The 22,967-nt window shown below is 69.9% G+C and carries 31 protein-coding genes; 22 read left to right on the top strand and 9 right to left on the bottom strand.

Annotated features, from left to right (window positions below; genetic code table 11):
* Positions 1-9: 9 nt before the first annotated feature.
* Positions 10-753 carry a DUF5919 domain-containing protein gene (locus ACLFMI_RS24175; protein ID WP_410950250.1) on the top strand — a complete coding sequence of 248 codons (744 nt, stop codon included), beginning with the start codon at positions 10-12 and terminating at the stop codon, positions 751-753.
* Positions 754-763: 10 nt separating this feature from the next.
* Positions 764-1,228 carry an NUDIX hydrolase gene (locus tag ACLFMI_RS24170; protein ID WP_410950249.1) on the top strand — a complete coding sequence of 155 codons (465 nt, stop codon included), beginning with the start codon at positions 764-766 and terminating at the stop codon, positions 1,226-1,228.
* A 46-nt stretch (positions 1,229-1,274) separates the two neighbouring features.
* Here ACLFMI_RS24170 and ACLFMI_RS24165 read toward each other — a convergent pair whose 3' ends face one another.
* The 4 genes from ACLFMI_RS24165 to ACLFMI_RS24150 all read right to left on the bottom strand — a co-directional run bounded on the left by ACLFMI_RS24165 (position 1,275) and on the right by ACLFMI_RS24150 (position 4,285).
* Positions 1,275-1,802, bottom strand: coding sequence for an ATP-binding protein (locus tag ACLFMI_RS24165; RefSeq protein ID WP_410950248.1), 528 nt, complete (start codon positions 1,800-1,802; stop codon positions 1,275-1,277).
* A gap of 92 nt (positions 1,803-1,894) precedes the next feature.
* Positions 1,895-2,401 carry an STAS domain-containing protein gene (locus ACLFMI_RS24160; protein ID WP_410950247.1) on the bottom strand — a complete coding sequence of 169 codons (507 nt, stop codon included), beginning with the start codon at positions 2,399-2,401 and terminating at the stop codon, positions 1,895-1,897.
* Between the two features lie 214 nt (positions 2,402-2,615).
* Positions 2,616-3,359, bottom strand: coding sequence for an ANTAR domain-containing protein (locus ACLFMI_RS24155; RefSeq protein ID WP_410950246.1), 744 nt, complete (start codon positions 3,357-3,359; stop codon positions 2,616-2,618).
* A 74-nt stretch (positions 3,360-3,433) separates the two neighbouring features.
* Positions 3,434-4,285, bottom strand: coding sequence for a GAF and ANTAR domain-containing protein (locus ACLFMI_RS24150; protein ID WP_410950245.1), 852 nt, complete (start codon positions 4,283-4,285; stop codon positions 3,434-3,436).
* 355 nt (positions 4,286-4,640) lie between these two features.
* On the opposite strand from ACLFMI_RS24150, the gene ACLFMI_RS24145 reads away from it, so the two are divergent.
* The 14 genes from ACLFMI_RS24145 (at position 4,641) to ACLFMI_RS24080 (ending at position 14,225) form a co-directional block, all read left to right on the top strand.
* Positions 4,641-5,018: a transposase family protein gene (locus ACLFMI_RS24145; RefSeq protein ID WP_410950244.1), complete on the top strand. Its 378-nt coding sequence runs from the start codon at positions 4,641-4,643 to the stop codon at positions 5,016-5,018.
* A 482-nt stretch (positions 5,019-5,500) separates the two neighbouring features.
* The gene (locus ACLFMI_RS24140; RefSeq protein ID WP_410950243.1) at positions 5,501-6,001 is read left to right on the top strand and encodes an RNA polymerase sigma factor; all 501 of its coding nucleotides are present in this window, start codon (positions 5,501-5,503) and stop codon (positions 5,999-6,001) included.
* Positions 6,002-6,476: 475 nt separating this feature from the next.
* Positions 6,477-6,680, top strand: a complete 204-nt coding sequence (locus ACLFMI_RS24135; protein ID WP_410950242.1) for a cold-shock protein — start codon at positions 6,477-6,479, stop codon at positions 6,678-6,680.
* 15 nt (positions 6,681-6,695) lie between these two features.
* The gene (locus tag ACLFMI_RS24130) at positions 6,696-6,914 is read left to right on the top strand and encodes a cold-shock protein (protein ID WP_410950241.1); all 219 of its coding nucleotides are present in this window, start codon (positions 6,696-6,698) and stop codon (positions 6,912-6,914) included.
* 262 nt (positions 6,915-7,176) lie between these two features.
* Positions 7,177-8,160, top strand: a complete 984-nt coding sequence (locus ACLFMI_RS24125) for an acyl-CoA desaturase (protein WP_410950240.1) — start codon at positions 7,177-7,179, stop codon at positions 8,158-8,160.
* A gap of 194 nt (positions 8,161-8,354) precedes the next feature.
* A complete protein-coding gene (locus ACLFMI_RS24120) occupies positions 8,355-9,263 on the top strand; it encodes an alpha/beta fold hydrolase (protein ID WP_410950239.1) in 909 nt (302 codons plus the stop codon).
* A 460-nt stretch (positions 9,264-9,723) separates the two neighbouring features.
* Positions 9,724-10,209 (top strand): four-helix bundle copper-binding protein, encoded by a 486-nt coding sequence (locus tag ACLFMI_RS24115; RefSeq protein ID WP_410950238.1) that lies wholly within the window; start codon positions 9,724-9,726, stop codon positions 10,207-10,209.
* On the top strand, positions 10,206-10,412 hold the full coding sequence (locus ACLFMI_RS24110; RefSeq protein WP_410950237.1) for a helix-turn-helix domain-containing protein: 207 nt from the start codon (positions 10,206-10,208) through the stop codon (positions 10,410-10,412). The genes ACLFMI_RS24115 and ACLFMI_RS24110 overlap by 4 nt, the downstream gene beginning before the upstream one ends.
* 82 nt (positions 10,413-10,494) lie before the next feature.
* On the top strand, positions 10,495-11,037 hold the full coding sequence (locus tag ACLFMI_RS24105) for an Asp23/Gls24 family envelope stress response protein (protein WP_410950236.1): 543 nt from the start codon (positions 10,495-10,497) through the stop codon (positions 11,035-11,037).
* A 541-nt stretch (positions 11,038-11,578) separates the two neighbouring features.
* Positions 11,579-11,770 (top strand): hypothetical protein, encoded by a 192-nt coding sequence (locus ACLFMI_RS24100; RefSeq protein WP_410950235.1) that lies wholly within the window; start codon positions 11,579-11,581, stop codon positions 11,768-11,770.
* On the top strand, positions 11,767-12,279 hold the full coding sequence (locus ACLFMI_RS24095; protein WP_410950234.1) for an Asp23/Gls24 family envelope stress response protein: 513 nt from the start codon (positions 11,767-11,769) through the stop codon (positions 12,277-12,279). Before ACLFMI_RS24100 ends, ACLFMI_RS24095 begins: the two co-directional genes overlap by 4 nt.
* A complete protein-coding gene (locus tag ACLFMI_RS24090; RefSeq protein ID WP_410950233.1) occupies positions 12,276-12,806 on the top strand; it encodes a DUF6286 domain-containing protein in 531 nt (176 codons plus the stop codon). The genes ACLFMI_RS24095 and ACLFMI_RS24090 overlap by 4 nt, the downstream gene beginning before the upstream one ends.
* Positions 12,806-13,423 carry an alkaline shock response membrane anchor protein AmaP gene (locus ACLFMI_RS24085; RefSeq protein WP_410950232.1) on the top strand — a complete coding sequence of 206 codons (618 nt, stop codon included), beginning with the start codon at positions 12,806-12,808 and terminating at the stop codon, positions 13,421-13,423. The genes ACLFMI_RS24090 and ACLFMI_RS24085 overlap by 1 nt, the downstream gene beginning before the upstream one ends.
* Before the next feature lie 58 nt (positions 13,424-13,481).
* Positions 13,482-14,225 (top strand): GAF and ANTAR domain-containing protein, encoded by a 744-nt coding sequence (locus ACLFMI_RS24080; protein WP_410950231.1) that lies wholly within the window; start codon positions 13,482-13,484, stop codon positions 14,223-14,225.
* A gap of 310 nt (positions 14,226-14,535) precedes the next feature.
* On the opposite strand, the gene ACLFMI_RS24075 is transcribed toward ACLFMI_RS24080, so the two are convergent.
* The gene (locus ACLFMI_RS24075; RefSeq protein WP_410950230.1) at positions 14,536-15,102 is read right to left on the bottom strand and encodes an HD domain-containing protein; all 567 of its coding nucleotides are present in this window, start codon (positions 15,100-15,102) and stop codon (positions 14,536-14,538) included.
* A gap of 562 nt (positions 15,103-15,664) precedes the next feature.
* Here ACLFMI_RS24075 and ACLFMI_RS24070 point away from each other — a divergent pair.
* Positions 15,665-16,039, top strand: coding sequence for a hypothetical protein (locus ACLFMI_RS24070; RefSeq protein ID WP_410950229.1), 375 nt, complete (start codon positions 15,665-15,667; stop codon positions 16,037-16,039).
* A gap of 1 nt (position 16,040) precedes the next feature.
* Here the strand turns inward: ACLFMI_RS24070 and ACLFMI_RS24065 are convergent, their stop codons facing one another.
* Positions 16,041-16,445 carry a VOC family protein gene (locus tag ACLFMI_RS24065; protein WP_410950228.1) on the bottom strand — a complete coding sequence of 135 codons (405 nt, stop codon included), beginning with the start codon at positions 16,443-16,445 and terminating at the stop codon, positions 16,041-16,043.
* A 776-nt stretch (positions 16,446-17,221) separates the two neighbouring features.
* Between ACLFMI_RS24065 and ACLFMI_RS24060 the strand changes: the two genes are divergently transcribed.
* The 3 genes from ACLFMI_RS24060 (at position 17,222) to ACLFMI_RS24050 (ending at position 20,331) form a co-directional block, all read left to right on the top strand.
* A complete protein-coding gene (locus tag ACLFMI_RS24060) occupies positions 17,222-17,482 on the top strand; it encodes a hypothetical protein (protein WP_410950227.1) in 261 nt (86 codons plus the stop codon).
* A 6-nt stretch (positions 17,483-17,488) separates the two neighbouring features.
* Positions 17,489-17,899 (top strand): type II toxin-antitoxin system VapC family toxin, encoded by a 411-nt coding sequence (locus tag ACLFMI_RS24055; protein ID WP_410950226.1) that lies wholly within the window; start codon positions 17,489-17,491, stop codon positions 17,897-17,899.
* Positions 17,900-17,973: 74 nt separating this feature from the next.
* On the top strand, positions 17,974-20,331 hold the full coding sequence (locus tag ACLFMI_RS24050; protein WP_410950225.1) for a TOTE conflict system archaeo-eukaryotic primase domain-containing protein: 2,358 nt from the start codon (positions 17,974-17,976) through the stop codon (positions 20,329-20,331).
* Between the two features lie 344 nt (positions 20,332-20,675).
* Here the strand turns inward: ACLFMI_RS24050 and ACLFMI_RS24045 are convergent, their stop codons facing one another.
* Genes ACLFMI_RS24045 through ACLFMI_RS24035 form a run of 3 tightly spaced genes read right to left on the bottom strand, consistent with a single transcriptional unit; the run spans position 20,676 to position 21,673 of the window.
* Positions 20,676-20,819, bottom strand: coding sequence for a hypothetical protein (locus ACLFMI_RS24045; protein WP_410950224.1), 144 nt, complete (start codon positions 20,817-20,819; stop codon positions 20,676-20,678).
* On the bottom strand, positions 20,816-21,133 hold the full coding sequence (locus ACLFMI_RS24040; RefSeq protein WP_410950223.1) for a hypothetical protein: 318 nt from the start codon (positions 21,131-21,133) through the stop codon (positions 20,816-20,818). The genes ACLFMI_RS24045 and ACLFMI_RS24040 overlap by 4 nt, the downstream gene beginning before the upstream one ends.
* Before the next feature lie 54 nt (positions 21,134-21,187).
* The gene (locus tag ACLFMI_RS24035) at positions 21,188-21,673 is read right to left on the bottom strand and encodes a hypothetical protein (RefSeq protein WP_410950222.1); all 486 of its coding nucleotides are present in this window, start codon (positions 21,671-21,673) and stop codon (positions 21,188-21,190) included.
* A gap of 19 nt (positions 21,674-21,692) precedes the next feature.
* Here ACLFMI_RS24035 and ACLFMI_RS24030 point away from each other — a divergent pair, with 19 nt between their 5' ends.
* Complete coding sequence (locus ACLFMI_RS24030; protein ID WP_410950221.1) at positions 21,693-22,190, top strand: hypothetical protein; 498 nt, start codon at positions 21,693-21,695, stop codon at positions 22,188-22,190.
* Positions 22,187-22,843: a hypothetical protein gene (locus tag ACLFMI_RS24025; protein WP_410950220.1), complete on the top strand. Its 657-nt coding sequence runs from the start codon at positions 22,187-22,189 to the stop codon at positions 22,841-22,843. The genes ACLFMI_RS24030 and ACLFMI_RS24025 overlap by 4 nt, the downstream gene beginning before the upstream one ends.
* Positions 22,844-22,967 lie beyond the last annotated feature (124 nt).

Raw genomic sequence — 22,967 nt, 5'->3', positions numbered from 1 at the left:
GGAGGCGCGGTGGCCAACGACCGGCTCCGTGACGCGATCAACCGAGGCGGGCTGACCGTGAATGCGGTCGCCGAACATGTCGGCGTCGACCCCAAGTCCGCCGAGCGGTGGATCACCCAGGGCCGGATTCCCTACCCGAAGAACCGGCACGTGATCGCGGCACTCCTGCGGGAGTCAGAGAGCTACCTGTGGCCGTCGGCGGTGTCCGACGACAAGCTCACAGAGGCCTCCGGGTCCGAGGTGGTGCAGGTCTACCCGAGTCGGAGCGCAATCCCGCGTGAGCTGTGGGACCGGCTGCTCGACCAGGCCACTGGCCGGATCGACGTCCTGGTCTACGTCGGCATGTTTCTGACCGAGACGCCCAACCTTCTTCCGGCACTCGAAGCGAAGGGAGCCGCCGGCGGCCGGATCCGTTTTCTGTTCGGAGACCCGGCCAGCCGGGAGGTCACCCGACGCAGCACCGACGAGGGCATCGGCAAGAACGCGATTGCGGCGAAGATCCGCAACGCCCTGGCCTACTTTCAGCGCATCGCCGACGCCCCAGGAGTCGAGATCCGCTGCCACGCGACAACGCTCTACAACTCGATCTACCGCTACGACGACGAGATGATCGTCAACCCGCACGTCTACGGCTTGACTGCGCCGCACGCTCCGGCTCTGCACCTGCGTCGGCTCTCCGCCGGGTCGTTGTTCGAGACTTATGGACGCAGCTTCGACGCCGTCTGGGAGGCAGCCAAGCCGCCCAAGTGGTAAGCCTGATCAGGTGGGCCGCATCGACTACTACAACGATCCTGCTGCACCCCCAGCGAACAGTCTCGTGGTTGCCGTGGTCGTCGTCGTGCTCGACGGTCACCGGGTGCTGATGATTCAGCGCACCGACAACGGCCGATGGGCGCTGCCCGGCGGTGGCCAAGAGCTCGGCGAGTCGGTTCGCGATGCCGCGGTCCGGGAGACCTACGAGGAAACCGGGCTCGACATCGAGGTCACCGGCGTGGTCGGGATCTACTCAGATCCGCGCCACGTGATCGCCTACGACGACGGCGAAGTCCGCCAGGAGTTTGCGCTCTGCCTCACTGGCAGCGCGACCGGAGGGCAGCTGCAGACCAGCAGTGAGAGCAAGTGTGTCGAGTGGGTGCCGCTCGACGCCCTGCCGTCGCTCGATGTCTCGGCCTCGACCCGGCGCCGGATCGAGCACGCGGTCACCGACACCGCCCCTCACATCGACTGAAATGTGCAGCCTGGGCCCCCTCGGTTCGCAGTCGCTGATTGCGGCGTCAGCCTGTCGCGGTGCGCGGAGAGGTCGGCACCGCGCTGCGTAGCTGCACGATCGTGCCGTGCGGGTAGCTGTGCAGGTGTACCTGCGACATGAGTGCCCGCATGAGTTCCAGGCCGCGGCTGCGGAACGGCGCCTCGGTCGGGGCGCGCCAGTGTCCGCGGTCGGCGACGGTGATTCGGACGTGGTCCGGGCCGCGGTGCGCGGTCAGACACATCGTCCCGGCCTCGTCCGGGTGGTCGGCGTAGGCGTGTTCGGCCGCGTTGGCCAACGCCTCGTAGACGGCCAGGACGATGTCCTGGCGGTGCGGGTCCTCGACATCGATAGCCAGCCAGTTGGCGAACACCCGGCGCGCCCGGGTGGCGCCGGGCGGGTCGGCGACGGAGTCGAAGGTCAGCGGGGCCCGCAGGTCGCACCCCGTCTCGGAGGCCCGGGCCGACGTCCCAGCGGCGTCGTCGCAGGATCGGAAAGCTGGCCATGGGTGGGTCGGGTCGTGATGGAGCTGGTCGCGGTCACGACTGAACGACACGCGAGCACCTGCTCACTACGGGGGTCGGTCACTTCGTCGCAGCTGTACCCGCGGTGACATCTGGGCGAAACCGCGGTCGGCCGCGCCGATCATCAGCGCTGGGCGTGCGCGGCTCGGAGCATCGTCACCGCCTCGGCGGTACTGCGGTGCCGGTTCGGCCCGGCCGAGCCCCACAGGGTCGTGGCGACCCGCTCCAGGTGCACGGAGAGCCCGCACAAGGCGTAGTCGATCTGGTGCTCGGCGGCGGTGCGGGCGCTCTGGTTGAGCATGCTGAACGCGCGCACTCCGCAGAACCCCACCCTGGACAGATCGACCAGCAAGTGGCGGGGCCGAGCGTGGAGGCCGGCGCGCAGCGCCGATTGCATTCCGCGCTGGGTGGACAGGTCGATCTCGCCGGCCATCCGCAGCACCAGGATCGTGCCGGGGGCGCGCGGGTCGAGCGGCACGGTATCGAGCACGCACTCGAACCGGTCTGTGGCGCCGCCGCCCACGACGGTGTAGCCGGCATCGGGGCCCAGATCGGTCGGGCCGGTATCGGTGGCGCCGGCCACGATGGTGCCCGGCTCGGTGGGAACTTCCAGGTGTGCGGGGTCGACCACTAGGACGGACCTCATTCGACCATCTCGTGCGTTGGTCGCCGGGTCCGGGGCAACGGGACCCGGCCAGACTACCCACGACCAGGTGGCCGCCGCGACCTCGTGACGCACCCATGGCCGGGCCCGGGCGCCTTCGGCGCGTGGGACCGGCGGGTTTCGGTCGGGACCTTACGGGTCAGATCGACCTCGTCCCTCGGCGAGAGGGGGCGTTGTCGGTTCAGGTGACTTGCCCGGTGACGGTCGCGGGGTCGATGGTGCCCTCGACGACACTCCGGGCGAGATCGGTCAGACGCAGGCCGTTGTTGCGGGCGTGGGCGCGCAGCACTCCGAACGCCTCGCCGGCGGAGATACCGGTGTGTTGGGACAGCGCGCCCTTGGCCTGCTCGATGATGACCCGGCTGTTCAGCGCCCCCTGGAGCTGCTCGGCGACGGTCTCGGCGCGGCGCACAGCGCGCTCGTGCAGCAACCCGATGGTGGCGGCATCGGCCAAGGCCTGCCCGAGGCGGGCGTCGGGCTCGGTGAGGGTGTGCGGGCCGGTGTGGAGCAGGGTCAGCACCCCGATCACCTGGTCGCGGTGGCGCATCGGCAGCGCGTGCGCGGCGCGGAACCCACCGGCGGTGGCCTCGGCGCAGAACCGCGGCCAGCGGGCCCGCGCAGTCTCGGCGTCGAGGTCGTAGACGATGACCGGTGCGCCGGTGCGCAGGCAGTCCACGCACGGCCCCCCGTCGATGTCCACGGCGAACACCTCGAGCAGCCGCGAGCGCTCCGAGGACGCCGCGGCCACCGACAGCCCGCCAGCGTTGCCGTCGGTGAGGATGATCCCGGCCGCGGTGACGTCGAGGAGTTCCACGCTGCGCTCGGCGAGCATGGTCAGCATGTCCAGGGCGTCGAAGTCGGTGACCAGGGTGTCGGTCAGGGACAGGAAGGTGTCGATGACCTGGGGTTCACGACCGTTACTCATCTGTCTTTCTCCACATCGGGTCCGGGCAGTGCAGGTACTCATCCGGCTACCCGAGTACCCGCGTGTCCGTCTTGTTATCGCTCGTCGGGGTGTTCGTCGAGGGTCAGGGTGCGGTCGAGAATGCGGCGGGCGACTTCGTGGATCGGGTCGCTGTGGGCGTAGGCGTAGGCGCGGATGCGCAGCAGCGCCGCGTCCACCCCGATGCGCTCGCGTGCCGAGACCATCCCGGAGGCTTGATGGACCTCGACGTGCACTCCGGGCAGCCACAGCGGGTCCCCGACCGGCCCGGCCCCGTCACCGACCGCGGAGAGCCCGGAGTCCTCGGATCGTTCTCCCGGCTCGGCGGCGAGGTCGAGCAGGACCTCGGTGGCCATCGCGGCCAGCACCAGGGCGTCGGCGAGCTCATCGCGGCTCAGTGCACCGGGTGTGTCGCGGTGCAGGTCCAGGGTGCCCAACCGGACGGCACCGACCTGCAGCGGCAGCGAGAACAGCGCCGCCGCGCCCGCGGCGAGCGCTTCGGGACCGAACCCCATCCACCGGGCCGGGTCGGCGGCCAGGTCGCTGACCAGGACCGGGGCCCCGTCGGCGTAGGCGTCCAGGCACGGGCCCTGCCCCGTGGTCAGCTGCAGATCCTCCAGCCGCTCGATAATCGGATCGGTGGCCCACAGCTGGTCGCGGTCCCCGGCCAGCCCACCGGCGTGCCCGGCCAGCACCGTGACTCCCGCACCGCTGACCCCGACCTCGGAGACCGCGAGCGCGCACACCCGGCCCAAACGAGCCCGGCCACCACCCGAGCCGGCGCCGCAGATGTCGGTATCGGGGGGCGACAACAGCGCGACCAGACGGTCACGGCGCACCGCATCACCGGCACCATCGCCGCCGTCTCCGTTCCAGGCACGACCACCTGCCGCGTCGGCGCTGCTCATCGGGCGCTCCCCCCAGGGCGCCCCATCGCCGGCCGACGCGCCGGATCCCCGTACGCGGCATGACCAGGGGGGCGCGTGTGATCGACCATCAGACGGCTCCGCTCCAACCATCGGCAAGTGCAGTCGCCGGGTCCGGGGCAACGCAGCGTCAGTAGCCACAACAAACTCTAGCCGAAGGCCGGTGAACCCGCCCGGGCACACCCCGACCCGGCCACGCCATCGGGCAACAGCGACGGCTCGTCGCCGAGGTATCGCAGCTGGTCGGCTCGATGAACGCGCGGATCGACCGGGTCGGCATGGTGTCCGGCCGAGACCCGGGAATTCTAGTCGGGCAAATGTGGCCCACAGGCTGAACGTGCAGTTCATCGCCGACTCCATCGGCAGACTGGTGTGGATCTCCCCGCCGCTGCCTGGCGTTCGACACGACATGGGAACCGCCCGCGACTACGCGATCATCAAGACGCTGACCGCGCACGAGATCCCCGTGGTCGCCGACACCGCCTACCAGGGCGCCGACCCGAGGGTGGCTGTGCCGCGCCGCCGTCGGCGTCTCGACCCGGGCACCGGCCGCTACCGGCGCCTAGCGCGCAACCAGAAGGAGGTCAACGCCGCACACGCCCGCCGACGCGGGCCGGGGTCTGCTATCGGCCCTCCGGCGACTACCCGCCCCGGCACTCGCACGATCTTGGGTCCGTTGATCGGGCAGTTCCGGCCGTCTGGTGACCCGAGGTGATTATTGGGCGCAACGGTCACACATGCCGCGGGTGCGGCACTGGTTGACGTCTCGCAGCAAGCTACGTATGCGGGTGATGAACAAGATCATGGTCAGTTCCTTTCGGGGAACGGTGAGGTGCTCACGGTGTCCCGCTGTTGGAACTGCCCGCTTAGTATCTGGGTACCCGCTACGCAGGGCTCATACACGAGCCGGCGAGTCGCCGGATCGCCGCCCGTCGCGCCGTGGCTCGGAACCAGTGAGATGCGGGCCGACTGCTGATGGCGGGCCAGGGTCGCGGAGCGAGGACCTCTAGCGTGCGGTGAGGCGGGGGTTGTGCAGCTGTTGCGCGAGTTCGCGGCGAAGCTGGCCCATCAGGAAGGTGTAGCGGCCGTTGCGCGAGGCACGCGGCACACCCTTATAGTCAGGATGTTGCTGCCCCGGCCCCGGCAGCTGCGGCCGGCCGTGCCCTCTCGGTCGGCCACGGCCGTGGGGAGGTATCGGTGACGCTACGAACGGGTGCGGGCGACAGCATCGTCGACCCTGGGCACGAGCGTGTGGCCGAGCAGCTGTTCGAACGTGAAGGCACGGTGTGCTACTCGCTGGCCGTGCACCTGCTGGAGAGCCCGTCGGTCGCCACCGAGATCGTGGGACAGGTCTTGGGCGACGCCGTCCGGTCGGGACCTGCAGCCCGGACCCGCGAGCACCTACTGGACGAGGTTCACCGGCTCGCGGTGGTCCGGATCCGGGATCGACCACGCTCGCTCGACCCAACTGGTGTCGAGACCCGGGTGTGGAATGGTCTCATCGATCCACAGGTGTGCGCGGCGCTGACCGATATGCCGGCGTTGCCCCGCAGCGCCCTGCTGTTGGTCTATTTCGCCGGCTATCGGCTGCGGGAGCTGGCCGAGGCTCTCGACTGCACCCCGGATGAGCTTCGGGGCGCGCTGTGTACCGCGACAACGATCCTGGCGCGCGATCTGCGCACCAGGCGGACTCACTGATCGGGGTCGCAGCCGTGCGGTCTGCGTCGGATCGGTTGTCTGCCCGACAACGGGCGGTAACGGGGGAGGGTCTGGATACAGCAGAAGGCTTCGGCGCTGCTCGGTTTGATGGGATGGGTGAGCCTCGGCGTGTTGGCCTGTGTGCTCGCCGTCGTGGCGACGACAGTCTCGATCATGGCGAGCGTGGCTTAGCACGACGCCGGCTGCTACGGCTGGCACACCCAGCGCTCCGCCACCTCGCCAGGCTGGGAAGCGCGGAAATGGATGCTCACGCCGGGAACAAATGCCGCCGACCGGGAGTTAAGGAGAACAAGGTCGTTCAGTTTCGGTGTTCGTGTTCGTCACGCCCGCAGGAACAAGTCGGTACCCGAACCGGCCGCCCGCGTCATCAGGACGTCGGCCGCCGCGGATACCTGGGTCGGCCGGGCCCCGCAGTCAGCGGACAGGCCCCACCACCTGCGAGGAGCAGAAAAGTATGACACAGGGCACTGTGAAGTGGTTCAACGGCGAGAAGGGCTTCGGCTTCATCGCCCAGGAAGACGGCGGCGCGGACGTGTTCGTGCACTACTCGGGCATCGACGCGAGCGGTTTCCGCAGCCTCGATGAGGGCCAGCGCGTCGAGTTCGATCTCGGCCAGGGCCAGAAGGGCCCGCAGGCCACCGGCGTGCGGGTCGTCTGAGCCGGACGCCGCGTAGTGGCTGACGGCATCGTCACCTGGTTCGACCCGCGGCGCGGGTTCGGGTTCATCTCCCGGGCCGGGTTCGTCTCGCGGGAGGACGGCGGCGCGGACGTGTTCGTGCACCGCACCCAGCTCGAACCCGCCAACCAGCGACCCGCCCCGGGTGACCGGGTCCGGTTCACCATCCAACCCCGGCCAGAGGGCCTGTACGCGACCAGCGTGCACGCCCTCTGACCGATCGATCCCCGGCCGGTCTCACCACGGCACCGGAGCCCCGCTTCCTCATCGGGATGCGGGGCTCCGCGCGGGTAGACCGCCGCCACGGCCGGACCCTTACGCTGTCGCTTCGTCCGGCCGGTGGTGGGCCGTGACACGGCCATGAATGCGTAGCGGGTACGCGGGTACCCGCGTGTGTGGCCCCCAGACCTTGGGCGACAGACATCCACAGCGCAGCGCGCTGCATCAGTTCTGACATCCAAGGGAGAACCACTCGCTCGTGACCACCACCATCGCGCCCGCCCCTGACAGGGCGTCCGCCCCCGAGACCTCATCGCGTGGCCGGGCAAAGCCCGTGCTCGACGGGCGACGCCCACCGTTCGAGGCCGCACTGGTCTATGCCTTCACGATCCTTCCGATGCTGGCCCTGGTCGCGGCGGTCCCGTTCGCCTGGGGCTGGGGACTGTCCTGGCTCGACGTCGGGCTGGCCGCCGGCTTCTACCTGGTCTCCGCGCTCGGGGTGACCGTGGGCTTCCACCGCTACTTCACCCACCGCGCGTTCAAGGCCAACCGTGGGCTGCGGGTCGGGCTCGCCGTGGCCGGCAGCCTTTCGCTGCAGGGTGACGTGATCACTTGGGTGGCCGACCACCGCCGTCACCACGCCTTCGCCGACAAGGAGGGCGACCCGCACTCGCCGTGGCTCTACGGCACCGGCCCGGTCGCACTCGCGAAGGGCTTCTTCCACGCGCACCTGGGCTGGCTGTTCGACCGTGACCGCACCAACGCCGCCCGGTTCGCCCCGGACCTGCTCTCCGACCGCGACCTGGCCCGGGTCAGCCGCGCGTTCCCGTTGCTGACCGTGGCGAGCCTGCTCACGCCCGCCCTGCTCGGCGGGCTGATCACGATGTCCTGGTGGGGCGCGCTGACCGCGCTGTTCTGGGCCGGACTCGTGCGGGTCGCGGTGCTGCACCACGTCACCTGGTCGATCAACTCGATCTGCCACATGATCGGCGAGCGCCCTTTCGAGTCCCGCAGCAAGGCCACCAACTTCTGGCCCCTGGCGATGGTGTCGATGGGCGAGTCCTGGCACAACACGCACCACGCCGACCCGACCTGCGCCCGCCACGGAGCCATGCGGGGCCAGATCGACCCCTCGGCCCGGGTCATCTGGGCGTTCGAGAAGTTCGGCTGGGCCCACCAGGTCCGCTGGCCCACCACCGCACGGATGGCCCGCCTGCACGAGGCGGCCACAACCACCGTGTAAGCAACCGCGTTCGCGTACCAGTGAGCGACCGTTGAAGGAGCGGAGGCAGCCCCGTGACGACCACATCAGCTCAGCCCCGCCGACAGACGGGTCCCGGCGCCGGGACCGGGCGCCCCGCCTCGTCCGACCGGCTCACCTCGGTGGGCTCGCCGGCGGCGGTGGACCGCCGCGAGATCGAGCTTCACGGCCAGGCCGTGAGCTTCCTGGAAGCCGGCGCCGACAGTGGCGGGCCGACGGTGGTGCTGATGCACGGGCTGGCCAGCGGCTCGCACATGTGGGAACCGGTGCTGCCGCAGCTGGGCCAGCACGCCCACGTGATCGCGGTGGACCTGCTCGGCCACGGCGCCTCGGCCAAACCGACCAGCGGGGACTACTCGCTGGGTGCCTACGCCGCCGAAGTCCGCGACCTGCTGCTGGTGCTGGGCCTGGACCGGTCCACGGTGGTCGGGCACTCCTTCGGCGGCGGGGTAGCGATGCAGTTCGCCTACCAATTCCCCGAGCTCGTCGAACGGGTCGTGCTGGTCTCCTCCGGCGGCCTGGGCGCCGATGTCACCCCCGCCCTGCGCGCAGCCACCCTGCCCGGCGCCGCCGTGGTACTGCAGACCGCCGCGGCGCTGACCCCGCGCTGGCTGGCACGACTCACCCACCAGACCGCTCGGCTCATGCCCGGACGACCTGCCGCACTGTCCGGGGCCGACCTCGACGGCCTGGCCACGGCATTCACCTCGTTCACCGACGGCGGCGCCCGCGACGCGTTCGTGCAGACCGTGCGCGGCGCGCTGAACGGGGCCGGGCAGCGCCTGGAGGGCACCGACCGCCTCTACCTCCTCGACGGCGTCCCGGTCATGCTGATCGCCGGCTCCCGGGACCCGGTCATCCCCGCGGCACACACCCGCGCCGCGCACACCCTGATCCCGGGCAGCCGTCTGGAGGTCTTCGACCGCGCCGGGCACTTCCCCCACGTCGAGGACCCGCACCGCTTCACCGCCCTGATGCGCGAGTTCCTCGCCGCGACCACCCCCGCCCAGACCGGGCAGGAATCGCTGCGCCGCCAACTCCAGGACGCCAGCACCGAACACACCGAGAACCACGACACCGGCTGAGCCCGAAGCCCGTGTGGTGGTCCGACCGGCCGCTGAACCACCTACTGGCGCGTCAAATGCACCCCGAGGGGCTTTGCAGGCGCTGCACGTGTTGCAGCCTCGGCGAGGCGGCGTTACCGTCATAATTCGAGTTGCTCGCAACTCAGCTTTACGCCCCGGACCCGGTGTATCGCTCTCATCGCGAACACGGAGGTGCCGGGGGATTGGTATTCCCGTAGGTGATGATCGGCCATCCACGCAAGATGGATGCTGGCGATGCCCATGAAACGCAGGTGCACCGAGCCACTCATGGCGAGGCGTATCGCAGGCCGGAGCACTCACCGCTCGGAATCGACGAACTCACCCCAGTCGGCGATCGCGTGCGCAACCCTTTTGCTTTCGTGGGTGGATAGGTCCGTTGACGCGGCTGGGACCGGCCGTTTACCGACCTACGCCACCGTCCGGCCGTGCGCAGGAGCAAATGGCCGGGTGGATCAAATCTGAAAGTAGGGAGAAGATCCCGATGGACGGCTACATCGACGAGCGGGAGGTCATGCCGGCGCAACGCGACGGCGTCGTGGAGCGGATGCTCTCGGCGCTGCCATCGGCTCCTGCCGACGGTCGAGACGTGGTGACCGAGGCGATCGTGTCGTGTCAGGACTGCGCCCAGGCTGCGACGGCGTGCGCGGACGCTTGCCTGGGCGAGGAGATGGTCGAGGAACTCAGCGGCTGTGTGCGGGCGTTGCTCGATGCCGCCGATATCGCCGCGGTCACCGCCCGGGTGCTCTCACGCACCGCCACCGACCCGGCCGTGGTCCGGGCCCAGCTGACCGCGTGCTGGACGGCGAGTCGTCACGCCCGCGAGCAGTGCCAGGAACACCGGTCGATCCAGCACCACCGCGAGAGCTGCGCGCGAGCCTGCCGGCACGCCGAGCTCGCCTGCCGCGCCCTTCTCGACCGGCCATGACCACCCGCGACACCGCAGACGGGGAGGCGCACCAGTTCATGACCGCCAGCGAGGTCGCCGCCGAGCTGCGGGTCTCCCGGGCCACGGTGTACCGGCTGCTGCACGCCGGCACGCTGCCGGGCCGCCGCTTCGGCAAGAACCTGCGGGTCCCCCGCGACGCTGTCGCGACCTACATCCACAACTCCAGGACCGGCGGGACCTGATCGACCCGCAAGGCCGGGAGGCTCGGCCGCCGCCGGTGTCCCACGTGTACCGAACGAACCATCCACGATGGAGGAGATCCAGATGAGCAACCCCACCACCCAGTCCACCACCTCGACCTCGACCTCGCAGTCGCCGGCCCCGGCGCCGGGCACGTCTGTGTCTACGTCGACCGGTGGCGGCGCGCTGGCCAGCAGCCAGGGCGCCACGCACATCGCCGAGACGGTCGTCGCGAAGATCGCCGGGCTGGCCGCGCGGGACGTGCACGGTATCCACCGCCTCGGTGGCGGCGCGGGACGGGCGCTCGGTGCGCTCCGCGAGCGCATTCCGGGGGCGAGCACCAACGTCAGCCAGGGCGTGCACGTCGAGGTCGGGGAGAAGCAGGCCGCGGTCGACCTGTCCGTGGTCGTCGAGTACGGCGTCGCGATCGCCGACCTGGCCGCCGCGGCCCGGCGCAACGTGATCACCGCGTTGGAGCGGATGACCGGCCTGGAGGTCGTCGAGGTCAACATCAGCGTGACCGACGTGCACCTGCCCTCCGAGGACGACGACAACGACGGCAGCGGCGAGGGCGAGCACCGTTCCGGGGAGCAGGGCCGGACGTCCTCGAGCTCGCGCGTCCAGTGAGTACCCCGCGCACGACCGGGGCCGGGCCCGGTGAGGGCCCGACCCTCGGGCCGGACCCAGAGCGGCTCGTCCCGCTGGTGGAGGCCTGCCCGAGCGTAGCGGGGTTACACGGTGGCCGTTATGGCGAGGTCGGTACCTACCTGCCCGGGCGGCGGGTGCGCGGTGTGCGGGTGACCGGGTCCGGGGTGGAGATCCACGTCGTAGCCCGTTACCCGGTCACCGTGGCCGAGGTCGCCGCACAGGTCCGGGCCGCAGTCGCGCCCGAGGCCGGGGCGCTGGCGGTGCACGTGACCATCGCCGACGTCGTGTTGCCGGGCGATCCCGAGCCCGCCGGCCCGATCGAACGCGACCCGCTCCGCACCAGCCCGACCGGCCCCGACCACCCGGCATCAGCATCGGGGCCGGAGTCGGGATCGGGGGCGGAGCCCGTGCGGCCGCGGGCGGGCGCACCCGCGTTCCCACCGCCACCCACCGACCGCCCAGGCGATACGGCCGCGCCGTGGCCGCCCGCTCGCGGACTCGATGCGAAGGAGACCTCACGATGAACCCCAGTGCCACACAACTCGGACTGATCTTCGGCCTCGCGGTCGGCGCCGCCGGCGCGTTCGGCGGCTTCGCCGCGTTCGTCCTCGTACTGATCTTCGGTGCCCTCGGCCTGCTGGCCGGGCGCTACCTCGACGGACACCTCGACCTGTCCGACCTGGGAGTCGGACGGGACCGGGTGGACCGATGAGTACCACCGACACCCCCGCTTTCGACCGGCCCGATTCCGACGCGATGACCGGCCCGATCCCGACCGTGCCCGCAGCCTCGCCGGACGCCACGGCCACGAATCCTTCGATGGAACCGGTGACCGACTCCGGCCGGCATCGGCTCCGTCCCGACGCCGGGGGGCCGGGAGCGACCACGTTCGAGCGCGGCGCGGTGGAGAAGCTCGCCGCCCACGCCGCTGGCGAGGTGGACCGGGTCGGCGGCGCGGCCAACCGGCTGCTCGGGGTCGCGGTCGGCTCCGACGACGCCGACCGCAGCGCCAAGGTCACCGCCCAGCTCGACGGCACCGTCGCCACCCTGACCGTGCGGCTGTCGGTGCTCTACCCGGCCCCGGTCGGGCAGGTCACCGCGCACGTCCGCGAGCACCTGGCCGAGCGGCTGTCCACCCTGGCCGGGCTCGACGCCCGCCGCATCGACATCACCGTCGCCGCCCTGCACACCCCCGCCGCACCGGTCCGGAGACTCACGTGATCCGCCGCCACCGCCGGGTCCTGCCGGCCACGATCGTCGCCCTCGTCCTGCTGGCCACCACGGTATTGCTGGTCGCCTCATGCGTGCAGCTGCTGCTCGGACAGCCGCCCCTGATCCCGTTCGCCACCCTCGCTGACACCGGCGCGACCCTGCAGTGGGGCAGCGGCGCCGTCCTCGCCGCCGGCGTGGGCGTCGCCGTGGTGGGCCTGGTACTGCTTGCGTGCGCGTGGACGCGCGGCGCGGCGACGGTGGTGCCGCTGGCCGCGACCGAGCACAGCACCGCCGGCACCACCGCGCACAGCCTGCGCCACGCCGTCGCCGACACCGCCCGGGCCGTGGACGGGGTGCACGCCGCGTCGGCGACAGTGACCCCGCGCCGGGTGCGCGCCACGGTCACCACGCCGCTGCGCGACGCGACCGGCCTGCGCGAACAGGTGGAGACCGCGGTCGACGAACAACTCGGCGCGATTGCCCTGGACCGCACCCCCCGGACCCGTGTCCGGGTCACCACCGCCCGGAGCAGCTGATGGCACCCACCCGCCCCGGCCAGGCCGCCGCGCCTGCGACACCCAACCGGCCCGCACGGCTCAACCGCAGCCTGCTCACCCTGATCGGGCTGATCCTGCTACTCGCCGGCGCCTACGCCGCGCTACGCGGGCTGGGCGTGCTGACCCCGCTGTTGGGCCAGAGCCCGCAGGACCCGCTACTCCCGCCCGGGGTCAGCGCCCCGGGCTGGCTGCCGGCGGCCGCGATCGCGCTCAGCGTGGTCGTCGGACTGCTCTGTCTGGGGTGGCTGCTCGCCCAGACCCGCGCTCGCGCCCACCGGCCCGGCACGTGGCGATTCACCGACGCCGCAGAGCAGGGCAGCACCGCCATGGCCAGCACCGCCGCCGCGCACGCGGTCGCCGCCGAGATCGAGACCTACACCGGAGTGCACACCGCCCGCGCGGTCCTCACCGGAGACCGGGCGCACCCGCAGCTGCACCTGAACCTCGCGATCACCGAGCACGCCCCGGTCACCGAGATCCGGGCCCGCATCGACGACGAGGCCCTCCCCCGCCTACGCCAAGCCCTCGAACTCGACGCCCTGCCCACCGAGATCCTGCTGCGCCTGAGCGGACCGGTGTCCAGCCGCACCCAGTAGCGACACCCGGCATCATCTGCTGAGCTCCCCGGCCCGACTCGACCGAAGGTGCATCGACATGGTGGAGCAGAACAAGACCGGCCTGAACCGCATCAGCGGTGTGTCGGCGGCCGATCTCTCGGCCGCTGCGCGGGCGTTGCAGGTGGCCCGTTCGGAGGACGAAACTCTCGCTGCGATCGTCGGGGCGGCGGTGTCGACGGTGCCCAGCGCCGAGCAGGCCGGAATCTCGCTGATCCACGGTGCCGGTGCCATCACCGCGCGCCATCCCACCAGTGAGCGGATCGCCCTGGTGGATCAACTGCAGGCCACCTACCGGGAGGGCCCGTGTGTGATCGCGCTGGGGGAAACCCACATGGTCGTGGTCGACGACCTGGCCGCCGAAGCCGCGCGCTGGCCGCGTTTCGCGCCGGAAGCCGCCGCGCACGGGGTGGCCAGCATGCTCTCGTTGCCACTGTTCACCAGCGCGGACTCACTCGGCGCCCTGAACCTGTACTCCAGCCAGCACGCGAGCTTCACCCCAGACTCGCACGTCGTCGGCGAACTGTTCGCCGCCCAAGCTGCGATCGCGCTGACCGGCGCCCGTCACCAGACCCAGCTCGAGCAGGCCCTGCGTAGCCGGGACATGATCGGGCAGGCCAAGGGCATCCTGATGGAACGCTTCGGGATCTCCGCCGACGACGCGTTCGCCATGTTGGTCCAGAGTTCTCAGAACACCAACGTCAAACTCGTCGACGTCGCCCAGTGGCTGACCGGCAGTACCGCTGGGGCAGCCGAGCAGGTTAGCGGCGGCCCCATCGGGTAATCGCTATGTAGGTCGACGTCGCCCCCGGGAGCGAGGAAGCCCAATATTCTACCGTCCTGGCCCCAGCGGTGGCCCTACCGTGCTCCTCGGGAGGCGGACTCGCGCCAGGCAGGCTGCCATCCAGGATAGTCGGGTAGCCGGCGTCGACGGCCGCGAACGGGTCGGCGGTGTAGTGAGCGAGCTGGAGGCGCGGGCCCCGCGCCGCCGCAGGCGGCGCCTTGATCCCCACGGGGCGGACTCTGCAGCGGCGCGAAGGGCACGAGTGAAGCGAGTGCCAGGCAGACTGGTCACTGCTGGTCGGATCTTGACCTCATTCTGGATGGTCAACCGCGAGTCCTGCAGCGAGTATCCGAACCTCCGTCCGGTGGATCGCAGCGCGCAAGTCCGTCTCGGCCTCGGTCAAGAAGCGCGTCACGATATGACCCGGGCCATATCGTTCCTGCACCTCTGCCCATCGTTCGTCGGGGCTGAACCGTTCACCTCGAGGTCCGGTAACGGCGTCGCAATACCATAGCGCATCGCGAGTCGGCGTTGCTTCATCGAAGAACTCGCTCATGCCGTCGATCCCGCGGAGCCGCGCCTCACGAATCGCGCATGAGTGATGCGCCACAAGATGGACTACTCGATCCGAGACACCCAGGTCGGCGAGGTATCGGGCGCCATCGAGCGGATGGAAACCGGTTCGGGCGGTGGCCGGCGCGTAGCCGATGTCATGCAACGCTGCTGCATCGCTCAGGATCTGAGCGTCGACGCCGGATAACGCGGGGCCGAGAAGCACCGCCTGAGCACTTACGGCCTGAACGTGGAGCCACCGAGCCGGTAGCGCATCCGCCAGCAGCTCTCCGGCGAGCCGTAGCGCCGGACTCTCGCTGTCCACAGGTCCATCCTATCGGTCGGCCGGAAGACTGGACCGTGCTCACGCACAGCCCGCTCGTGTCCGGTGAGGACTTTCTTTACGTCTTCAAGCCGGCCCTGACGGGCCGGACGGGCGGCGTCGCTGCCGTCCGCCTCCTGCCTCCGGCCCGGCGCCCGGCGCGCGCACGCCCGCCATCGCGGACTAGCTCGAACACGAAGAAGCCGCACCGCCGGGCGAACCGGAAGTGCGGCCACGAGCAGAAGCCGGCGCCCGAGCACCACCGCGGTCACAACGGACGGCCGGACCGGCCGCGCGAGGCCGAGGGAATGCCCCTCAAGGCCGGGGCGGGCCGAGAGATCAGATGGACCGCCTCCGGCGGGGACCTGACGGCCCCGAAGCGTCACACGGGCTCCCTCAGCATCAAGGGTGCTACGCATCGGGCTAGCGCCGACGGCCTGGCGGCCGCCCCTTGACCCTGAGCCTCCGAGCCCATGTCCCGCCGCTCCGCGCGGTGGCGGGGGAACGCACCCCGCTCCCTCAACTCGGGGCCATCAGGCCCACGACCGTCGCGGAGGCCAGGATCATGCCCACCTACTCGCAGATGTTCGACACCATCCGAACCTGGAACGCTTGGAACGGAGCTGACTACGGCGCCCGGGTCGCCGAGGCCGAGGGACGCCAGGTCACCGCCGCCGACCACCGTGCATTCCGCGACACCCGCACCGTCGACCCCCTCCACGTCCTTCAGACCACGTACGAGCTGATCGAGTCCCTGCACGCCGGCCGATGGGACGCCATCACCGAGGCCCGGCTCCGAGGCGCCACCTGGGAGGAGATCGGGCGCGCCATGAACGAGCGACCCGACGCCGTCCGCTGCGAGTACGCCGCCATAGTCGACTGGGTCGCCACCCACCGACCCGACTTCGTGGACCTGAGCCGGTACCGCACAGCGCTGTAGTTCAGGCTGGGCCCGCAGGGCCGAGCAGGTCCCAGCGGTTGCCGGCGATGTCGCGGAACACGACGACGCGTCCGTAGGGCTCTGTCTGTGGTTCGGTGAGGAACTCGACCCCGGCCGCCCGCATGTGCGCGCACCTGCTGTCGAAGTCGTCGTCCCAGAGGACGAACCCGACCCGCCCAGCATGCTGGTCCCCGATCGCCGCGGCCTGGCGCTCTCCGTCAGCGCGAGCGAGCAGGATCCCTGTCTCAGCGCTCGGCGGGCGGACGACGACCCACCGCTTGGATCGGCCGTCGTTAGTTCGTGCCGGGGTGTCCTCGACCAACTCGAACCCCAGGGAGCCGGTGAAGAAGGCAATGGCCTCGTCGTAGTCGTCGACGACGATCGCGGTGAGCTGAAGGAACGCCATGCCTGCAAGGGTGGCGGTGCCTTCTGCCCCGAGGAGTACGACCGTTGCAGGCTGACCACAACCGCGACCGCAACCCACATGAGGACAGCGGCACTCCACCGGACGCCGACGGACGGCTGACCAGCCAGAAGGCTCCCGCGACCTGGCGTCTCAGCCACCTTGGAAGCGAGCACCCGGCGGACGCTCGTGTGTTGACCCGCGGAGTCACCTTCACGATGATCAGGAGGAACATCGAGGGAACATGCCGACCGTTGCTCGCCGGGTCCGGCCAGGACTCTCCGCGACGACCCCCGCAGGTCAGCGCCCAGCACGAGCCACGGCAGCACCAGGACGGCAAGCCTGGCCGCATTCACACCGAAGAGGTCACTGGTTCGATCCCAGTATCGCCCACCGGCACAAACGCCCTTTCTCGATCTTCGAGGAAGGGCGTTTCGTCTGCTTTTGACACAACTTTGACAACAACGTGACCGCTTCGGTCGGTCCGAAGGTGTCGCGGGCAGAGGCGCTGGTCAGAGGCATGGGCGTTGAGATGTCGACAACAACGTGGGCGCGCGATGGGGCCCCCTCATGTCGTGAGGCCGCCGCCCTGGTCTGCCATCTTGTACGGCTGAACCGTGGCCAGCAGTGGGTCGAACGGGTGGGGCGGAGACCCGGGCGGTGCCCGTCGCGAAGAAGGACCTGGTACTCGCTGGTGTCGCGTCTCGAACGTGTTCGATCCGGCTTCTGCCGCGTACAGCGACGGGTCCCACGTCGTCAGGACGACGTATGCTGGCCTCATGAGTGACGCGGGACTCGATCTGGAGTTGGTGGTGTCCGAGGATTCGGCCGTGACCATCCCGGCTGCTGACCTGGCTCGTCTTCCTGCGCTGCCTGGTCAGCGTGTCCGGGTCCATGTCGAGGGCGTGTGGCCGGCGCGGCGGAGCATGCTCGGTGCGCTGGCGAAGCCCGGGCGGCCGGTCGTGTCGTTGGAGGACTTCGATGCGGTGTCCGATGAGTTGTGGCGAGACAGCGGTTACGGGCGTCCGAGCGAGGGGTAGTGGCCGGTGCGGTCCGTTGTCGCCGACACGCATGCGTTGATCTGGTACTTGACGGCGCCGGAGCTGCTCTCGCCGACCTCACGTGGGGTGCTGGAAGACGTTGTGGCCGCAGGTGGAGCGATCGCGGTGTCGGCGGTATCGCTGATCGAGCTGGTCTATGTCGCAGAGAAGCGCTCGGACAGTATCGACGCCGAGACTCTGGGACTTGTGCTGGATGTGGTCGAGGAGCCGTCGTCGCCGATCTCGCTGTTGCCGCTGTCGATGGAGGTGGTCAGGGCGATGGTCGAGATTCCGCGTGTGCACGTCCGGGATCCGTTCGATCGGGCGATCGTCGCGACGGCGCGGACTGCGGGCCTGCGGCTGGTGACTCGTGACGGTCTGCTGACGAGGTTCTTTCCGGAGTTGTGCCTGTGGTGAGCCACCTGTGCCGGCGGGTTTCCGTCCTGGCCCCGGCCTTCGGCGGCCTGGAGTTGTAGGACGAGACAGTGGTCATGTCGGCGCAACTGTCGGACGGCGAGCTGGAACGTCTGAGGGCGGAGAATGCCCGGCTGCGGCGTCTGCTGGAGTTGACGCCCGAGCAGGCGCGTCCGCCTGGGGCCGCGCAGTCGGGGCTGTTCCTGGAGCGACCGGGCCCTGTGACGTCGGCCTCGTCGGCGCAGGACAAAGTGGGGTTCTTCCGAACGTTGTTCGCGTCGCGCAGGGACGTGTATGCGACCAGGTGGGAGAACGTCCGCAGTGGCCGTTCCGGTTGGATGCCGGCGGTGCGGGGTGGCTGGCGCAAGGGGACGAGCCGGCCGTATCTGCACATGACTGATGAGGTACTCGCGGCGCATCTGACCGGTGATGTCCACATCGGCTTCTACCCGCTGCTCGACGGCGACGTGTGCCATTGGCTCGCCGCGGATTTCGATGGTGGGTCGGCGATGCTCGACGCGTTATCGTACCTGAAGGCGGCGCGGGCGATCGGTGTCCCGGCGGCGTTGGAGGTGTCCCGGTCGGGGATCGGCGCGCACGTGTGGATCTTCTTCGCCGGTCCGGTACCTGCTGTGACGGCGCGGGCGCTGGGTACTGGCCTGCTCGGTGAGGCCATCGCGTTGCGCGGGCGGATGGATCTGTCGAGCTACGACCGGTTGTTCCCGTCCCAGGATGTGCTGCCGGGTTCTGGTGGGGTGGGCAACTTGATCGCGGCTCCGTTGCAGGGTCGCTCCCGGCGAGACGGGGCGACGGTGTTCCTTGATCTCGCCACCATGGAGCCGCACGAGGACCAGTGGGCCTACCTGTCTTCGCTGAATCGGTTGTCGCCGCGCGAGGTGGATCGCCTTGCCGGGAGCGTCCGTCCAGTACAGGTCGGTGCTGCCGTGGCGCGGTTGAACCGGGCGACGGCATCGCGGACGCAGCCGCAGCCCTCGCCGGTCGTGCACGCGAAGATCAGTGCAGGCATCAGCGTAGACATGGGTGAGATGACGCCGGCCGTGCTGGCCACGCTGAAGCATGCGGCGTCGATGTCGAACCCGGCCTTCTACGACCGGCAGCGGCGTCGTTTCTCCACCTGGGGTGTTCCGCGGTTCCTGCTCAGCTTCGACGAGACTCTGGATAACCGACTGGTCCTGCCTCGGGGGCTGGTCGATCTGGTGTCCGGTGTCGTCCGGGAGGCCGGCAGCACCCTTGAGGTCGTCGACGACCGGGCCTCCGGGACGGGGCAGTCGTTCGAGCTGACGGCGATGTTGCGCGACGATCAGGCGAGTGCGGTCGCCGATCTCGTCGAGCACGATCTGGGGGTGTTGGTGGCTCCCCCGGGAGCAGGCAAGACGGTGATCGCCTGCGCGCTGATCGCGCGGCACGCCGTGTCGACACTTGTACTGGTGGACCGCAAGGCGCTGGCCGATCAATGGCGGGCTCGTGTCGCCGAGCATCTCGGCGTTACCGCGGGCCAGCTCGGCGGAGGCCGGACGAAGCTACGAGGCACGATCGACGTCGTGACTCTGCAGACCCTCGCCCGACGCGATGACCTGGTGGAGCTCACCGCCGGGTACGGCTTGGTGATTGTCGACGAGTGTCATCACATCCCGGCGGCTGCCTTCGAGAACGCTGTTCGTCAGGTCCGGGCCCGCCGCTGGATCGGGCTGACCGCTACTCCGTACCGCCGTGACGAGCTCGACGACTTGATCGCGCTGCAGCTCGGGCCCGTCCGACACACGATGTCCCCACCGGAGCCGGGTACCTTGGCGGCGGCCGCCGGGGGAGTGGCGGAGCGTTCGCTGACCGTCCATCTGACGGGGTTCGACTACCGAGGCGACGCGGACCCGTCGGCTCCCGGCGGGATCGCAGCGATCTATCGGGATCTGGTGGCCGACGTTGCCCGAAACCGTCAGCTGATCGCCGACGTGCTGGCTGCGCGGGCGCGGGGTCGTCACTGTCTGGTCCTGACCCAGTGGACCGCCCACGTTGATCTTCTCTCCGAGCTGCTCCGCGATGCCGGACACGACCCGGTCGTTCTGAAGGGTGGAATGGGTGTCGGGAAACGGAGGGAGGCCTTCGATCGACTCCGTCCCGAGGATGGCCCGTTGCTGGTGGTCGCGACCGGCTCCTACGTCGGCGAGGGGTTCGACTGCCCGGCCTTGGACACGCTCTTCCTGGCCGCACCGATCGCCTTCAAGGGCAAGCTTGTCCAGTACGTGGGACGCGTACTGCGCCCGGCACCGGGAAAGGTGTTGGTCGAGGTGCACGACTATCACGACGTGGAGACCGGTGTCCTGGCGTCGTCGTTGCGCAAACGAGCGGCCGGCTACACCAGCCTCGGCTTCCCCGACCCGCGCACGCTGCGACACCGTGAGCCGGCTGAGCCATGACGGCGTTCTTGCTGGTCGCTATACCCCCGCCCCGGGCCTGCGCGCCCGCGGTGGTCCCCTGGGTCGTTCGGCGTGGCTGTCGCGTGGTCGGCTCGTGGTCCGGCTGTGCTGACACAGCTTTGACAACAACGTGGGCTGGGCTCGGCTGCCGGGGACGACGTCGACATACGCATACGACGAGGTCAGAGACCGATAGTCGGGTGGTTTCGCGACTTCACACCGAAGAGGTCACTGGTTCGATCCCAGTATCGCCCACAGTCAAAACCCCTGGTCACAGGCTCGAAAATCCGAGTGTGGCCAGGGGTTTCGTCGTTCTTGAGATTGCTGCTTGTCCAACTGCCTGACTATCGCTCTTCGTCCGGGAACAGGTCGTTCATGGCGGTAGCGCCGTCGTCGATGACCGGTCGAATCTGCTTGCGGTAGACGAGTTCGGTCACGGAGCTGCCGCCGGCGTGGCCGACGAGTCGCGCGATCTGGTCGACGGTCATGCCGCTGTCGGACAGCAGGGACACAAGCTGTGGCGTAGCTCTCGCGGGGTCCACTCGGTCGCGTCGATCCCGGCGGTGGTGAGGACGCAGCGGAACCCGCGCCGGACATTGGCCGCGTCGAGGCCGGTGCCGGTTTCGGAGGCGAACACGAGGTCGTGGTCGTGCCAGCGGGCACCGGCCCGTGCGCGGTGGCGGTCCAGCCGGGTGCGCTGCGTGCGGAGCACGTCGATGCAGCGGCTCGGCAGGGCGATCGTCCGGCGGGACTTGCGGGTCTTGGTGTCGCCGTCGACGCGGACCGATCGCCAGACCTTCATGTGCGGCGGTACGGGCGGGTCGGCGCCCGGGTCGCCGACGAGGTCGACGTCAGCTCAGACGAGCGCGCGCAGTTCCTCGGTGCGAGCGCCGGTCAGCAGGCCCAGGACGACGTAGGCGCCGTAGGTGGTGGCGTCGTCGCGTTCGAGCAGGGCGCGGGCCTGGGCGAACGTGAGTGCCTTGGACGGGCGTCCGGTTCGGCCGGTCGGAGTGCTGCACAGGAGCACGACGTTGCGCTGGACCTTGTCCCGGGCCTGGGCGCGCTTGACCGACCGGAGCAGGATGGACCGGATGTCCTGCAACGTCCGAGTGCTCAGCTCCCGGGCCTTGCTCGCGAGCCAACGGTCGACGTCCTCCGCGGACAGGTCCCGTAGCTTGCGCGCACCGAGAGCCGGGATGACGTGCTGTTCGGCGAGGATGCGGCGGGTCTCGATCGTGCCCTCGGCGCGACCGGTCATGCCGTAGGTCAGCCAGTCACGGACCGCCTGTTCCACGGTGTAGCCGTGTTCGGCGACGGCGTGGCCGTCTTCAACGGCACGCACGATTTCACGCAGCTTGTTCTTGGCGGCGGTCTTGGTTCGTCCGCTGACCGACGAGGCCGAGCGCCTGATGTTCACCGTCGAGCGGCGGATCATCGACCCGCTACAGGAGTGGGAGCCCACCGGAGACGCTGTCGTGGTCTGCGGGCCGGCGTCCGCGCACGTGGGCAACTGGCTGGTGCAGCGCGACCCGCTGCTCACCATGACCATTGGCGACGGTGCCCGCTGGGGGATCGTCGACAACGAGACCGGTGAGCGGTTCGTGTCCCCGATGGACGATCCCGAGCCGCGTCGGGCCGACGTTGCCTACCTCGCACGCCACGTGATGCCCTCTGGTGCCGTTGTCGTCCACATCGCCGGGCTCCACGCCCTGGGCTCGGTGGGGGCCGCGCACTACCTCACCGAGCACGTCGCAGAGCTGGGGGAGGAGTCGTTCAGCATGGTTCTCAGCAGTGAGTTCGACGAGCTGACCCCCGCCACGCTGAAGGTGCTTGTTCCTCCGCGACGATGGCCTCGATGAGCACCCACGGCGCATCACTACCGGGAGCAACCGGCCCTGGACAGGACCGCTGGGCAGCCACCCCGAACGGACTGATCGTTCTCGACGGCGCCACCGCCATCGCCCCCGATGTTCCACCAGCAGAGCATTACGTCGACGCCCTGCTCGACACACTCCGGAAAGGCCTCAGCACCGGAGACCTGCGGACCGTCATCGCCGAGGCCATCGACAGCGTGTCCGCCGAGCTCGACCTGACCCCGGGCGACGGCCCGTCCTCGACAGTCGCGCTGCTGCGGTGGACCGACGCCGGTGTCGACGCCGCCGTACTCGGCGACAGCACGATCATCCTCGGTACCCGGGACGGGCACGAGATCCGACTCTGTGACGAGCGTCTGGAGACCATCGCGCCCACGGAGCGTCAGAGCTACCGCGAGCGGCTGCAGCGGGGGAGCGGCTACGACGAGACCCACCGGCAGCTCCTCGCCGACGTTCAGGCCAACGAGCGCCACGCCCGTAACTCCAATGGCGGTTACTGGATCGCCGAAGCCACCAGTGAGGCCGGCCACCACGCCACGATCCGTCACACCGACGCCGATGATCTCCGCTGGGCAGTACTCGCCACCGACGGCGCCCAACGCACCATCGACCACCTACACATGCCCTGGCACGACTGAACCGCCCCGGCGTTTCCGGAGACTTGATCTTCTGAGGAGATGGAGTCATGACACGTCGCTCCCCGTCGTATCCCAAGGAACTGCGCGAGCGGGCGGTTCGGATGGTCGCCGAGCTCGAGCCTGA

This window comes from Pseudonocardia nantongensis, assembly GCF_046546495.1.
In the GTDB taxonomy this organism is placed as follows: domain Bacteria; phylum Actinomycetota; class Actinomycetes; order Mycobacteriales; family Pseudonocardiaceae; genus Pseudonocardia; species Pseudonocardia nantongensis.
This window is presented reverse-complemented; position numbering and strand designations above follow the sequence as displayed.

What these genes read in the sequence shown, in the direction of transcription:
- ACLFMI_RS24150 (WP_410950245.1), bottom strand. Translation starts at nt 4,285, where the DNA reads ATGAGCAGCGCCGACGCGGCAGGTGGTCGTGCCTGGAACGGAGACGGC.
- ACLFMI_RS24155 (WP_410950246.1), bottom strand. Translation starts at nt 3,359, where the DNA reads ATGAGTAACGGTCGTGAACCCCAGGTCATCGACACCTTCCTGTCCCTG.
- ACLFMI_RS24135 (WP_410950242.1), top strand. Translation starts at nt 6,477, where the DNA reads ATGACACAGGGCACTGTGAAGTGGTTCAACGGCGAGAAGGGCTTCGGC.
- ACLFMI_RS24045 (WP_410950224.1), bottom strand. Translation starts at nt 20,819, where the DNA reads ATGACCGTCGACCAGATCGCGCGACTCGTCGGCCACGCCGGCGGCAGC.
- ACLFMI_RS24060 (WP_410950227.1), top strand. Translation starts at nt 17,222, where the DNA reads ATGAGTGACGCGGGACTCGATCTGGAGTTGGTGGTGTCCGAGGATTCG.
- ACLFMI_RS24080 (WP_410950231.1), top strand. Translation starts at nt 13,482, where the DNA reads ATGGTGGAGCAGAACAAGACCGGCCTGAACCGCATCAGCGGTGTGTCG.
- ACLFMI_RS24110 (WP_410950237.1), top strand. Translation starts at nt 10,206, where the DNA reads ATGACCACCCGCGACACCGCAGACGGGGAGGCGCACCAGTTCATGACC.
- ACLFMI_RS24050 (WP_410950225.1), top strand. Translation starts at nt 17,974, where the DNA reads ATGTCGGCGCAACTGTCGGACGGCGAGCTGGAACGTCTGAGGGCGGAG.
- ACLFMI_RS24115 (WP_410950238.1), top strand. Translation starts at nt 9,724, where the DNA reads ATGGCCGGGTGGATCAAATCTGAAAGTAGGGAGAAGATCCCGATGGAC.
- ACLFMI_RS24100 (WP_410950235.1), top strand. Translation starts at nt 11,579, where the DNA reads ATGAACCCCAGTGCCACACAACTCGGACTGATCTTCGGCCTCGCGGTC.
- ACLFMI_RS24070 (WP_410950229.1), top strand. Translation starts at nt 15,665, where the DNA reads ATGCCCACCTACTCGCAGATGTTCGACACCATCCGAACCTGGAACGCT.
- ACLFMI_RS24025 (WP_410950220.1), top strand. Translation starts at nt 22,187, where the DNA reads ATGAGCACCCACGGCGCATCACTACCGGGAGCAACCGGCCCTGGACAG.
- ACLFMI_RS24095 (WP_410950234.1), top strand. Translation starts at nt 11,767, where the DNA reads ATGAGTACCACCGACACCCCCGCTTTCGACCGGCCCGATTCCGACGCG.
- ACLFMI_RS24065 (WP_410950228.1), bottom strand. Translation starts at nt 16,445, where the DNA reads ATGGCGTTCCTTCAGCTCACCGCGATCGTCGTCGACGACTACGACGAG.
- ACLFMI_RS24085 (WP_410950232.1), top strand. Translation starts at nt 12,806, where the DNA reads ATGGCACCCACCCGCCCCGGCCAGGCCGCCGCGCCTGCGACACCCAAC.
- ACLFMI_RS24105 (WP_410950236.1), top strand. Translation starts at nt 10,495, where the DNA reads ATGAGCAACCCCACCACCCAGTCCACCACCTCGACCTCGACCTCGCAG.
- ACLFMI_RS24040 (WP_410950223.1), bottom strand. Translation starts at nt 21,133, where the DNA reads ATGAAGGTCTGGCGATCGGTCCGCGTCGACGGCGACACCAAGACCCGC.